The sequence below is a fragment of the Moorena sp. SIO3I8 genome (assembly GCF_010692325.1).
Classification (GTDB): domain Bacteria; phylum Cyanobacteriota; class Cyanobacteriia; order Cyanobacteriales; family Coleofasciculaceae; genus Moorena.
Genome location: NZ_JAAHHW010000005.1, coordinates 82,910 through 96,211, shown reverse-complemented (window position 1 = coordinate 96,211; position 13,302 = coordinate 82,910). Strand labels below are relative to the sequence as shown.

Genomic DNA, 13,302 nt, shown 5'->3' with positions numbered 1-13,302 from the left:
CCCCCAATAGCATGCCCAGACGTACTTTAGGTCCTACTGTTCAAAAAAGAGCACTACGTCTATTTAAAGCATTAGTTTCTTTTGCCCAAGACATCGCTAATCAGGGGAATCCCGATATTAAATTCCGTTGGATAGAGAAAACCTCAACTAATCCAAAACTAGTAATTGAAACTCAGACCAGATATTTAATCCAACTCACCAAGAACGATAACTATCCAGGTAGTCTCAGCAAGCATCAAGTGGTAGAAGCGTTGCAGCGGATGGAAGACTTCTTAGGAATTTTAGAAGACAACCGTGTCAAGAAAAAAGGAACGGAAGAAAGGCATTTCACCCTGACACTCTACTGCCAAGACCTAGCCACAAATCTAGAACTATTTAATCAAGAGTGGGACAATAAACGACCAGATAAATCCAAACAGCAACAACAAGCAACTGCTACTACTCCCAAAAGGTGCCAATCCCTTCGCCGTAAGCCAGGGGTTCCTTTCCAAGCCCCACCCCTACCACCTTACTTTATCCAGCGCCCAGAGGTAAGCCAATCCCTGAAGCAATCCTTACTGTCAGAGCAGACAGCTAAGACCGGAACTCTGGTGGTTAGCGCCATTTATGGTTTGGGAGGTATTGGTAAATCTACCTTGGCTGCTGCTATTGCCCATGATCCAGAGGTACAGACTCATTTTGGCGATGGTATTCTCTGGGCAACCTTGGGTCAGCAGCCAGATTTGCTGTCTTTCCTCAGTAGTTGGATCCAAGCACTGGGCGACCATGACTATAAACCCACTAATACTAATGCTGCTTCTAGACATTTACAAACCTTGCTGTTTGAAAAGGCTACGTTGCTAGTAGTAGATGACGCTTGGAACCCAGACCATGTGGAACCGTTTCGGATTGGTGGTGCTAAGTGCCGGGTGTTAGTGACCACTCGTGAAGCTCAAATTGTGGGAGTGACTCGCTATGATTTAGATGTGATGAGTCCCTCACAAGCCTTAGCGTTACTGGAAGACTATGGGGGTTCTAAACTTACGGGGTCAGACCGCAAACAAGCCCAAGCCCTAGCCACAACTGTGGGCTACTTACCCCTAGCCCTGGAGTTAGCGGCAGCACAAATAGCAGATGGTATTTCCTGGCAGGAGTTACTGACTGACCTACAAACGGAAATTGCCCGGTTGGAAACCTTAGATTTACCAGGTGCCCAAGAGGTTGAGGAAAAGCGACGCAAGCACTATAGCCTAGTGGCATCCTTTAATCTCAGTTTACGACGACTACCATCGGAAAAATTTCAGCAATTTGCCTGGTTGGGTGTGTTGCCAGAAGATGTCTCGATTACTCCGGCTTTAGGGACAACCTTGTGGGATGTAAGTCCACGAGAAGCAAGAAGAACCTTACAGTATTTTAAATCTAAGGCTCTACTGCTCTCTGGTAAATCCACTAATGGCAGTCCCACCTATCAGCTCCATGACTTAGTTCATGACATGGCCCGTCGGTTACTAACTGCTGAAGCAGCTACAGGGGGAGAGGGAAGCTTACCGGGTTTGGGATTAACCTGGCCCCAAGCCCATGGTCAACTCCTAGAGCGCTATCGCCAAAAAACCGAAAACGGCTTATGGCACACTCTACCGGATGATGGCTATAGTCACAGTTATCTGACCTGGCATTTAGAAAAAGCCGGTTGGGTAGAGGAACTACACCAACTGCTGCAGGAGGAAACAGAGGCTGGACGCAATGGTTGGTATGAAACCTGTGAACGTCTCGATCAACTAGGGGGCTTTGTCAAGGATGTGGCCAAGGCTTGGCAGTTAGCAGAAGACGCTTTTTCCTATTCACCAAATTGTTCCATTAGTTTGCAGTGCCGTTATGCCTTGATCGTGTCTTCTATCAATAGTTTGCTTGGGCATATTCCAGGAGAGTTAATGGCAGCCCTGGTAGAGAAAAAGATCTGGACTCCAGTTCAAGCTTTAGCTTATGTTCAACACATACAAGATCCTAGTAATCGAGCAGAAGCACTAGAAGAGCTAGCCCCAAAGTTACCGGAAACATTACTCTCAGAAGCCCTCAAAATTGCACGGGCAATTACCGATAAGTCAAGTAAAGCCAGAGCTCTAAGTGGACTAGCACCATATTTGCCGGAAATTTTACCAGAAGCCCTAGAAGTAGCACGAGCCATTACCAATGATAGAGACCGAGCCTATGCCCTGATTCGACTAGCACCACAATTGCCGGAAATTTTACCAGAAGCCCTAGAAGCCGCACGAGCCATTACCAATGATAGAGACCGAGCCTATGCCCTGATTCGACTAGCACCACAGTTGCCCGAAATTTTACCAGAAGCCCTAGAAGCCGCACGAGCCATTACCAATGATAGAGACCGAGCCCATGCCCTGATTCGACTAGCACCACAGTTGCCTCAAATCTTACCAGAAGCCCTAGACGCCGCACGGATCATTAACGATAAATCAGACCGAGCCATAGCTCTGAGTGAACTAGCACCACAGTTGCCGGAAATTTTACCAGAAGCTCTGGAAGCGGCACGGGCAACCAATCAGTCAGACCGAGCCAGAGCCTTGAGTAGATTAGCACGGCATTTGCCAGAAATCCTACCAGAAGTGATAGAGGCAGCACAAGCTACCGATGAGTCGAGCCGAGCCATAGCTCTGAGTGAACTAGCACCACATTTTCCGGAAATCTTACCAGAAGCTCTAAAAGCGACACGAGCCATTACCAGTCAGTTCAGCCGAGGCCATGGCCTGAGTGAACTAGCACCACAGTTGCCGGAAATGTTGCTCCCACAAGCCCTAGAAGCGGCACAGGCCATTACCGATAACGAAAACCGAGCTATATTACTGAGTAAACTAGCACCACAGTTGGGGGAAAGACTACTCTCACAAGCCCTAGAAGTGGCACGGGCTATTACCGATAACAGAGATCGAGCCAATGCCTTGAATGAAATAGGAGCACAGTTGCCAGAAATTCTACCAGAAGCCCTAGACGCAGCACGAGCCATTATCAATGAGTCGAGCCGAGCCTATGCCCTGAGTGAACTAGCGCCAAAATTACCGGAAATCTTACCAGAAGCCCTAGAAGAGGCACGAGCCATTACCGATGAGTCGAGCCGAGCCCATGCCCTGATTAGGCTAGCACCACAGTTGCCTCAAATCTTATCAGAAGCCCTAGAAGAGGCACGAGCCATTACCGATGAGTCGAGCCGAGCCATAGCGCTGAGTGAACTAGCACCACAGTTGCCGGAAATCTTACCAGAAGCCCTAGAAGCAGCACAGGCCATTACCGATGAGTTTATCCGAGCCATAGCGCTGAGTGAACTAGCACCACAGTTGCCTCAAATCCTACCAGAAGCCCTAGAATGGGCACGGGAACTTACCGATGAGTTTATCCGAGCCTATGCTCTAAGTATACTAGCACCACATTGCCCGCAAAGCTTGCTCCCAGAAGTGCTAGAAACAGCACGGGCAATTCAGTCTGAGTATCACCGAGCCTATGCATTCAGTGGACTAATCAAAAATCCTAACTTTTCCCTCCAAGAGGACGTTTCCCTTTGGCAAGAGTTTCTTCATACCTTGGCTTGTCACGATCGCTGGCGGTTCTTAGGAAACTTGGTTAATCTCAGTCCAACTATTATCTCTTTGGGAGGCAAAGAAGCTCTGGCTGCAATTGTTGAAGCGATTAAGGATGTAAGTCGGTGGTGGCCCTAGAGTGGGAAGTGTGGGGAGTGTGGGGAGATGGGGAGATTTGTATTAAGGGCTTAGTCCGACTTCTAACTTATGACTTCCAACTTCTGACTTGGGCGTAGGGCTATAGTGCGATCGCACCGATCAAGCGGCAAACCAGTACTGGCATGTGAGAAAATCGTACTCGTCAATAACAAATTGGTACCGGTTTTTAATACGCAAGTACTAGTGTATTAGCAACAAGTACTAGTTACTGAGAAACGAGTACTGTTAAGTGATAAACTAGTACTCGTTAGCGACAAACTAGTACTTGTTTGTTATACACCAGTACTGGTTTGTCGCTAACGAGTACTAATATATAACAAACTAGTACCCATTTGTTATACACCAGTACTGGTTTGTTATACACCAGTACTAGTTAACGAGAAACGAGTACTGGTAAGTGATAAACTAGTACTCGTTAGCGACAAACTAGTACTAGTTTCCAGTAAATGGGTACTCGTGTGTTAGATTTTAATACAGCACTACCCACTTCAGACTTCAGACTATTGGCTCTTGCCTCTTCCCTGCTCCGAAGTCCCTGCTCCCTAAAACTTAGATATTTGTATCTCACAAGTCTTAGAGGTTGCTATAGATTCAACACCATAGGATTAACCAACAATGCTGGATTTTCTCAATCCCATCCTAGGACGCAAGCCAGAACAGGTCAATAACTCACCGCTAAGTCTTTTCAGACTATAGCGGGAGCTTGTTAAAAGCTCATAGTTGACCAGTCTAAGTTTTCTAAAAACTACGTTATTTCTGAGTGTTCAAGTTCCTACCTGGGGATGCGTAGCTAGTCCCCAGCTCTAGAACCCAGCCGTTAAACAGGTGTAGTTGAGTTAAGCCAGTGCGATTGGGAAAGTACCGAGAAATAACTTTGACGAAGCTAACTTTACCCTAGCGATAGGAGGAAACACAGTTATGCGTGTCTTTGTACTTAACAAAAATCGACAACCTTTAGACCCATGTAAACCGGCGAGAGCGAGAATTTTACTCTCAACAGGCAAAGCCAAAGTCTATCGTCGTTACCCATTTACTATATTTTTGACGGAAGAAATAAAGGAACCAATCACTCACGAACATCAGTTAAAAATAGACCCTGGTGCAAAAACAAGCGGTCTAGCCATTGTCCAAGGAAAGCGGGTAATCTGGGGAGCCGAACTTACCCATAGGGGTTTTCAAATACGAGAAGCTTTAACCTCTCGCAGGCAGTTAAGATGCTCCCGACGCAATCGTAAGAATCGATACCGCAAGCCCAGGTTCCTTAATAGAACTAGACCAAAAGGTTGGTTAGCTCCTAGCCTGATGTCTAGAGTTCAAAATATTTTAACTTGGGTTAAAAAGCTAACTCGATTATGTCCTGTTACAGGTATCTCCCAAGAATTGGTTAGGTTCGACACTCAAAAGCTGCAAAATCCTGAAATATCTGGTATCGAGTACCAACAGGGTACACTTTACGGCTATGAACTTCGGGAATATTTACTTGAAAAATGGAATCGCAAGTGTGCTTATTGTGGGGCAACAGGTACTCAGTTAGAAATCGAGCATATCAAGCCTAAATCTAAAGGTGGCTCCGATCGAGTTTCTAATTTAGCGATCGCTTGTCGCCCATGTAACCAAGCTAAATCTAACCAAGATATTGAGCTTTTCTTATCCAAGAAGCCTAGCATATTGAAACGTATACTGAATCAAGCTAAACGCCCCCTCGCTGATGCGGCTTCTGTTAATACAACCCGCTGGAAATTGTACCACGAATTAAAATCAATCGGGTTGCCTATTGAAGTGGGCAGCGGCGGATTGACTAAATTCAATAGGTGCCGCCAAAGTCTTCCTAAAACTCATTGGTTGGATGCGGCGAATGTTGGAAAAGTTGAAACATTGATTATTGAAGTAACCCATCCTTTGATAATGACCGCAAAGGGGCACGGTACTCGTCAGCTCTGTAGAACCAATAAGTATGGATTCCCTATTCGTCATTGCTCCAGAATTAAATTTCACAAAGGCTTTCAAACGGGCGATATAGTTCGTGCTGTAGTAACCAAAGGCAAAAATATCGGTACCTATGTAGGACGGGTTGCTACCAGAAAATCAGGGTCTTTCAACATATCAACTAAATCAGGATTGGTGCAGGGCATCAGTCACAAATATTGCCAATTTATTCACAGGAAGGATGGTTATGCCTATACAAACTAAACCCTGTCCTCCCTTTCCTCTCACCGCGTGCGTCAAAGATTATAGCGGGAGACGACCGGGAGGCGGACAGATGAAAGCCAACGTGGAAATTTACACGTGGCAAGCCTGCCCCTTCTGTATCCGAGCGAAGCTATTGCTATGGTGGAAAGGGGTTGACTACACCGAGTATAAAATCGATGGGGACGACAATGCCAGAAACCAGATGGCGGAACGAGCCAACGGCGGTCGAACGGTACCCCAAATTTTTATAAATAACCAACACATTGGCGGTTGCGATGAGTTGTATGATTTAGACGCTAAGGCACAATTGGAGGCTTTGTTAACTCAGGCAGCAAGCTAATGGGAATCGGGAATCGGAAATCGGGAGTAGAGAGCGTTGCTGATTATGGGTATGATTTTGCCCCCCTAGGGAGTGTTTTCAAAGTTTTCCGCAAGATTATGATCCCCCCCAGCCCCCCTTAAAAAAGGGGGGAGCCATACTCGCTCGTCCCCCTTTTTTAAGGGGGATAATGGGGGATCTCCGATGTTCCCTATTCCCTACCTTGACAGTGAAATATTCAACTTAGTGCAAGATCGGAATAGAAGAGTTAAGGTTGATTGGTTAAGCTTTCAGGGTCAATAACAATAGTGAAACGTTTAATAATTAGTGCCTTAGTATTCGTGATCATGTTGGGAGTGGTAGCATTTCCTGCTGCTGCTACGGTCAAGCGCTATCAAATTAGTGAATCTCCTAATGTTGATCTGTCTTTAGATGGCCCTGCCTTTGACTTGGGTGGTGGTGGTCCTGATGTGGATCAAGCGATCCAGTGGATGATTAACGAAGTTAGGGATTGCAGCAAATGCGATCGCACTGTTGATGTGGTTATAATCCGGTCTTTTGGTGGCGATGGCTACAATGAACCGATCTATAACATGAACGGGGAATAATTAGTTTTGGGGAATCGGGAATCGGGAATCGGGAATCGGGAGTAGGGAACAGGGAACAGGGAACAGGGAATAGGCAACAGGGAATAGTAGGAAAGATATTCGAGTAGTTTTTGGTGTTATGATTAAGTAGTATTAGTTTTCGTGATATATCTAGTTTACTAATCAAAAAATACACCATAAAATGGTTACAATAAATCCAATATTTATGGATTTCAATTAATAATTGAAATTTTAAAATAGTAATAAACAATTAACCCTTAATCCTGATCTCCCCATCTCCCCATCTCCCCATCTCCCCATCTCCCCATCTCCCCATCTCCCCATCTCCCTACTCCCTACTCCCTACTCCCTAGAATGGAAGTACCTAACCCGATTGATAACTCCTATCTCATCCATCGCAAATGGATGAGTGTTGCCATAGAGATTGCCCAGAAAGCTGGTGAAGCGGGTGAGGTACCAGTGGGTGCCGTGATTGTAGACAGTGAAGGTAAGTTAATTGCTACAGGAGAGAATCGTCGAGAGCGGGACAAAGACCCCACTGCTCATGCCGAAATCCTGGCACTCCGTGCTGCTGGTCAACAGCTGCAAAGCTGGCATCTTAATACCTGCACTCTCTACGTTACCTTGGAACCTTGTCCCATGTGTGCCGGAGCGATTATCTTAGCACGACTCGGTCTTCTGGTTTATGGTGTGGACGATCCTAAAACTGGCAGCATTCGCACCGTTGCTAATCTTCCTGATAGTGCTTGTTCTAATCACCGGTTGCCAGTAATAGCGGGAATTATGGAATCCGTTTGTCGGGAACAGTTACAATCTTGGTTTACCGAGCGACGCAAAAGACAATAGCAATTCGACCTTGGGTGAGTTGCTGACACCCTTGGGGTTTTAGGGAGTAGGGAGTAGGGAGTAGGGAACAGGGAAGAAAGAACAGGGAAGTCGAACCTGGGCAAAAATTCTTTGTACCTCCGCAGTCTTCATGGAGTTGCTGATCTGACTCCCGATCTCCCGATCTACCGATCTCCCAATCTACCAACACTTCCAACACTTCCCTCTCTTTCCCTACTCCCTACTCCCTGCTCCCTGCTCCCTTACCCCTAAAACTGATTAACTTTAGCAAGTTAACTTCAGCCACACCATTAATAGCCTTCCTATAGATAGCTAACATATCAGGGCATGACACCACAAGAAGTGTCCTGTGAGTGTCAAATATTGAGTTCGAAACCACATACAGTAGAAGTGAAGGTTAAGGATTTAGTAAAAACCCTTGATCATTCATAGTTTAGCTCTACTTGCAGTAAGTAGGATTGACCAATGACAACAACGCTAAAAAGCACTTCTGATTATGGTAACGATCACGGTAACCCCATAAAAGCCATGTCTGTAGATTCTGGTATTTGCCACGGGTTAATTAACATTATCTATCCCTTAGCACGGCGTGTTGTCATTCCGTTTCATTTTGGTCAACTTACCGTAACAGGGCAAGAGAACGTTCCTAAGACAGGTCCTATTATTTTAGCTCCCACCCATCGCTCTCGTTGGGATGCGTTAATGGTTCCTTACGCCGTTGGTAAACCCGTAACCGGACGTGACTTGCGGTATATGGTCTCAGCCAATGAAATCTATGGCCTACAGGGTTGGTTGATCCGTCGCCTAGGAGGGTTCCCCGTAAATACTGGACGTGGAGGAATTAGCAGTATCCGCCACACTGTGGAACTTCTGAGTAATGGCGAAGCACTGGTAATGTTTCCTGAAGGCAATATCTTCCGTAATGGTGAAGTAAACCCCTTAAAACCTGGTATGGCTCGTATTGCCTTGCAGGTAGAATCATCTCACCCTGGTATTGGTCTCAATATTGTACCGATTTCTCTTAATTATAGCCAGCCTATCCCTAAATGGGGTTGTGATGTCACAGTTACTGTTGGATCTCCGATTAGTGTAGCAGATTATAGTACTCAGTCAGTTAAAAAAGGAGCTGCACAGCTTACCCATGACCTGCATACAGCGATGACCAACTTAGACAAGAGTTATCCACAAGACTGTTCCAAAAAAAAGCTCCTGTAGAGTACAGGAGCTGTAAAAATCACTTAGCTATTAGTTAGCTATTAATTAGCCATTAATTAGTCTTTCTTAGTCTGATTTATCATTGAGTTTTCACTCAATAAAATCACCTAGTCAAGGTCAGGCATACTAAGTACTGCTTCAGTTTCACGCTCAATACCTTTCTCGAATCCAGCAGCGGCAGCCCGTGCACGACCAGCGTGCCAGAGGTGACCAACTAGGAAGAAGAAAGCCATCACAAAGTGGAAACTAGCCAACCAAGCACGAGGGTTGACATAGTTGAAGGAATTTGCCTCAGTAATAATACCACCTACAGAGTTGATGGAACCGTTAGGAGCATGGGTCATGTACTCAGCAGCACGACGTAGCTGCCAAGGCTGAATGTCATTTCTGAGCTTGTTAACATCCAGACCATTGGGACCCCGTAGAGGCTCCAACCACGGACCTTGGAAATCCCAGAAGCGCATGGTTTCACCACCGAAGATGATTTCACCAGTAGGAGAGCGCATCAGGTATTTACCCAGACCAGTAGGCCCTTGGGAAGACGCAATGTTAGCACCTAGGCGTTGGTCACGGGCTAAGAATACGAAAGACTGAGCTTGAGACGCTTCAGCATTGGTAGGACCATAGAACTCGCTAGGATAAGCGGTGTTGTTGAACCACACGTAGCAAGAGCAAATGAAGCCCATCATGGACAAGGCACCTAAGCTGTAGGAGAGGTAAGCTTCTCCAGACCAGACAAAGGCACGACGAGCCCAGCCGAAGGGTTTAGTCAGAATGTGGAATACACCACCAAAGATGCAGATCAGACCAATCCAGATATGACCGCCGATGATGTCTTCCATGTTGTTGACACCAATAATCCAACCTTCACCACCGAAGGGAGCATCGACTAAGTAGCCGAAGATCACACCAGGGTTCAGGGTTGGGTTAGTGATCAAACGAACAGCACCACCACCCGGTGCCCAAGAGTCATAAACACCGCCGACGAACATAGCCTTGATCACCAGCAAGAAGGCACCCAATCCTAACATGATCAGGTGGAACCCGATGATACTAGTCATCTTGTTCTTATCCTTCCAGTCGTAACCAAAGAAGTTAGAATAACTTTCTAAGGCTTCAGGACCACGAACGGCGTGATAAATACCGCCAAAGCCCAATACGGCAGAAGAAATCAGGTGTAGGACACCAATAACAAAGTAGGGGAAAGTGTCAATAATTTCGCCACCAGGACCAACACCCCAACCTAAAGTAGCCATGTGAGGGATTAGAATCAATCCCTGCTCGAACACAGGCTTTTCGGGAATGTAGTGAGCAACCTCAAACAGGGTCATTGCGCCAGCCCAGAAAACGATCAGGCCAGCATGGGAAACATGAGCTCCCAGCAACTTACCAGAAAGGTTGATCAGACGGGCATTACCAGACCACCAGGCGAAACCGGAAGATTCTTGGTCGCGATTGCCCGCAACCATACCAATATTATTAGAGAGCGTTACCACGCGGTAGTACCTCCTCAGGGAACTCAAAGTTTTGGTGAGGTTGGTCTGCTGGAGCCATCCAAGCCCGCAGACCCTCATTTAGCAAAATGTTCTTGGTATAGAACGTTTCAAATTCTGGATCTTCTGCTGCCCGGATTTCCTGGGACACGAAGTCATAGGCTCGCAGGTTCAATGCTAAACCTACAATTCCTACTGCACTCATCCACAAGCCAGTTACTGGCACAAACAGCATAAAGAAATGCAGCCAGCGCTTGTTGGAGAAGGCAATTCCGAAGATTTGAGACCAGAAGCGGTTAGCGGTGACCATGGAGTAGGTCTCTTCCGCTTGGGTCGGGTTGAACGCCCGGAAGGTGTTGGCTTTGTCACCATCCTGGAACAGGGTATTTTCTACCGTTGCCCCATGAATGGCACACAGCAGCGCTCCACCGAGTACCCCGGCTACCCCCATCATGTGGAAGGGATTGAGTGTCCAGTTGTGGAAGCCTTGCAGGAACAGGATGAAACGGAAGATACCTGCTACTCCGAAGCTAGGAGCAAAGAACCAGCTCGACTGTCCCAATGGGTACATCAGGAACACGCTGACAAATACTGCAATCGGCGCACTGAATGCGATCGCGTTGTAGGGTCTGATGCCTACTAGACGCGCAATTTCAAATTGCCGCAGCATGAACCCAATCAGACCAAATGCTCCGTGGAATGCCACGAAGCTCCACAACCCTCCTAGTTGGAACCAGCGAGTCAAATCTCCTTGAGCTTCTGGTCCCCACAACAGCAGCAGGGAGTGTCCCAGACTGTTAGGAGGAGAGGATACTGCTACGGTCAGGAAGTTACAACCTTCTAGGTAAGAAGAGGCTAAGCCGTGGGTGTACCAAGAGGTTACAAAGGTGGTGCCAGTTAGCCAGCCCCCTAAAGCCATGTAGGCACAGGGGAACAACAGAATGCCGGACCAGCCGACGAATACAAAGCGATCGCGCTTGAGCCAGTCATCGAGGATATCAAACCATCCTCTGGTGCTGGGGGCGCGTCCTACTGCTACTGTCATAGATTCAAATCCTCATACATATAACGATTTGCAAGGATTCAAAATTGGGACGTTTTTACGTCTTTTTAGCGACACTCCCACCCTTCTAGAGGTGGATTTCCCTTAGAGTTCAGTGATTTTAAGTCACTTCCCTCTTACAGGATTGTCTTTTAACGGGATGCCACAGGCTATCAGGTTAGGCTGTGGTGACTTAATGTTTCTTAAACTATCACACAGTTTAACGCTTGACTTGATTCTCCCATAAGGAGACTGGGGTTACAAACGTTACATACAATAATAATAAATACCAAAAATTTTACAAAATTACACATACTCCTCAGATTTTTTTTATATTTGGTGTCAAAAGTTACATAATTTCCCTGTCTTGGTCAAAAATGTGATACAAGTTCTAGATGAGCTCCCTGGAGTATCCATAAATCAACTGATCTACTCTCGGACTCAGCACTATTGTCAAGTCAGATTTCTTAGAGGCAACCACATCTTCTCATGGCAGCATCGACCAACCAACTGGAAAACCTGGTACTTCGACAATCGGTTCTTGGCTCTCGCCGTTTGAGCAACTATTTAGTGGCAGGAGCTGTATCTATAGGAGGTATAGGATTTTTCCTGGCAGGGCTTTCGAGTTATCTCAACATGGATCTACTCCCGATTGGAGATGCAACCAACCTAATTTTTATCCCTCAGGGGGTAGCAATGGGGTTCTATGGTGTTGCTGCACTGTTGCTATCTCTCTACCTATGGCTAACCATTTATTGGGATATCGGCGGAGGCTACAATGAATTTAACCAAGAAACAGGTATGGTCAGAGTAGTGCGGTCTGGCTTTCCCGGTAAAAACCGTGAAGTCGAATTCAGTTGCCGTACAGAAGATGTCCAGTCGATTCGAGTAGACATCAAAGAAGGTCTAAATCCACGCCGAGTCCTCTACGTCCGCACTAAGGATCGCCGGGAAGTTCCTCTTACTCGTGTCGGTCAACCCATCTCCCTTTTGGAATTAGAGAATCAGGGAGCAGAGCTGGCTCGTTTCCTCGGAGTTCCCCTGGAAGGGTTGTAAATTGCCAATAAAACAAGATATAGTTATAGTAAGCATGAGTATGAATATCCGGCGCTGGCTATCTGTGATGTTAGTAGTGTTAGGTCTGGTAATAGTAGGATGCAGCAGCCCAACGGCGAACTCAACGGAATCATCAACTCCCCAAAACAAATCTACTCCTGCTGAGACCACCAGCAATCCCCAATTCAGCAATTTACCCCGACTAGACAAAAAAGCTACTGTTGAGCTGAGGGTAAAAGGCTCCCCGATTACTATTGAAGTGTATGGAAGCAATGCCCCGATTACAGCTGGCAATTTTGTGGATCTGGTTGACAAGGGTGTTTATGACGGACTAGTATTTCACCGAGTGGTAAGGGAACCTCAACCATTTGTTGTCCAAGGTGGTGATCCCCAAGGAAAAAACCCAAAATTTCCAGTAGAGCTTCTGGGCACAGGGGGGTTCATAGATCCACAAACGAAGGAAACTCGTTACATCCCACTAGAAATTAAGCCGAAGGGGGCAAAGGAACCGATATACAGCAAAACCTTTAAGGCAGCCGGAATTCCTGGTGATCCTCAGTTGACTCATACTCGTGGTGCTGTAGCCATGGCTCGTTCCCAAATGCCAGACTCAGCCTCTTCACAGTTTTACATTGCCCTAGCAGAGCTGCCTTTCTTGGATGGGGACTATGCTGTATTTGGCAAAGTCATTAAAGGTATGGATGTGGTAGACAAAATTCAGCAAGGCGATCGCATTGAATCAGTCAAGGTCACTCAAGGCATCGAAAACCTGAAGAAACCTTAAGATAAAGATAAACTATCTTTA

General features: G+C 46.4%; 12 protein-coding genes. 9 read left to right on the top strand and 3 right to left on the bottom strand.

Annotated features, from left to right (window positions below; translation table 11 throughout):
- Positions 1-11 precede the first annotated feature (11 nt).
- The 6 genes from F6K51_RS03660 to tadA all read left to right on the top strand — a co-directional run bounded on the left by F6K51_RS03660 (position 12) and on the right by tadA (position 7,691).
- Complete coding sequence (locus F6K51_RS03660; RefSeq protein ID WP_293018132.1) at positions 12-3,707, top strand: NB-ARC domain-containing protein; 3,696 nt, start codon at positions 12-14, stop codon at positions 3,705-3,707.
- Positions 3,708-4,174: 467 nt separating this feature from the next.
- Positions 4,175-4,396: a hypothetical protein gene (locus F6K51_RS03655; RefSeq protein ID WP_293018131.1), complete on the top strand. Its 222-nt coding sequence runs from the start codon at positions 4,175-4,177 to the stop codon at positions 4,394-4,396.
- Between the two features lie 250 nt (positions 4,397-4,646).
- On the top strand, positions 4,647-5,918 hold the full coding sequence (gene iscB, locus F6K51_RS03650) for an RNA-guided endonuclease IscB (RefSeq protein WP_293018130.1): 1,272 nt from the start codon (positions 4,647-4,649) through the stop codon (positions 5,916-5,918).
- A 70-nt stretch (positions 5,919-5,988) separates the two neighbouring features.
- On the top strand, positions 5,989-6,258 hold the full coding sequence (gene grxC, locus F6K51_RS03645) for a glutaredoxin 3 (RefSeq protein ID WP_293018256.1): 270 nt from the start codon (positions 5,989-5,991) through the stop codon (positions 6,256-6,258).
- A gap of 287 nt (positions 6,259-6,545) precedes the next feature.
- On the top strand, positions 6,546-6,845 hold the full coding sequence (locus F6K51_RS03640) for a hypothetical protein (protein WP_293018129.1): 300 nt from the start codon (positions 6,546-6,548) through the stop codon (positions 6,843-6,845).
- Between the two features lie 354 nt (positions 6,846-7,199).
- Complete coding sequence (tadA, locus tag F6K51_RS03635; RefSeq protein ID WP_293018128.1) at positions 7,200-7,691, top strand: tRNA adenosine(34) deaminase TadA; 492 nt, start codon at positions 7,200-7,202, stop codon at positions 7,689-7,691.
- On the opposite strand, the gene F6K51_RS03630 is transcribed toward tadA, so the two are convergent.
- The gene (locus F6K51_RS03630) at positions 7,666-7,890 is read right to left on the bottom strand and encodes a hypothetical protein (protein WP_293018127.1); all 225 of its coding nucleotides are present in this window, start codon (positions 7,888-7,890) and stop codon (positions 7,666-7,668) included. The two genes, tadA and F6K51_RS03630, sit on opposite strands and share 26 nt — an antisense overlap.
- Before the next feature lie 266 nt (positions 7,891-8,156).
- On the opposite strand from F6K51_RS03630, the gene F6K51_RS03625 reads away from it, so the two are divergent.
- Positions 8,157-8,906, top strand: a complete 750-nt coding sequence (locus F6K51_RS03625) for a 1-acyl-sn-glycerol-3-phosphate acyltransferase (RefSeq protein ID WP_293018126.1) — start codon at positions 8,157-8,159, stop codon at positions 8,904-8,906.
- A 107-nt stretch (positions 8,907-9,013) separates the two neighbouring features.
- Here the strand turns inward: F6K51_RS03625 and psbC are convergent, their stop codons facing one another.
- Entirely contained in the window at positions 9,014-10,375 is a 1,362-nt protein-coding gene (gene psbC, locus F6K51_RS03620) for a photosystem II reaction center protein CP43 (RefSeq protein WP_293018254.1), read from the bottom strand.
- Between the two features lie 10 nt (positions 10,376-10,385).
- Complete coding sequence (psbD, locus tag F6K51_RS03615) at positions 10,386-11,444, bottom strand: photosystem II D2 protein (photosystem q(a) protein) (RefSeq protein ID WP_008183309.1); 1,059 nt, start codon at positions 11,442-11,444, stop codon at positions 10,386-10,388.
- A gap of 486 nt (positions 11,445-11,930) precedes the next feature.
- Here psbD and F6K51_RS03610 point away from each other — a divergent pair, with 486 nt between their 5' ends.
- Entirely contained in the window at positions 11,931-12,497 is a 567-nt protein-coding gene (locus F6K51_RS03610) for a photosystem I assembly protein Ycf4 (RefSeq protein ID WP_293018122.1), read from the top strand.
- A 34-nt stretch (positions 12,498-12,531) separates the two neighbouring features.
- Positions 12,532-13,281 (top strand): peptidylprolyl isomerase, encoded by a 750-nt coding sequence (locus F6K51_RS03605; protein ID WP_293018121.1) that lies wholly within the window; start codon positions 12,532-12,534, stop codon positions 13,279-13,281.
- Positions 13,282-13,302: the final 21 nt, after the last annotated feature.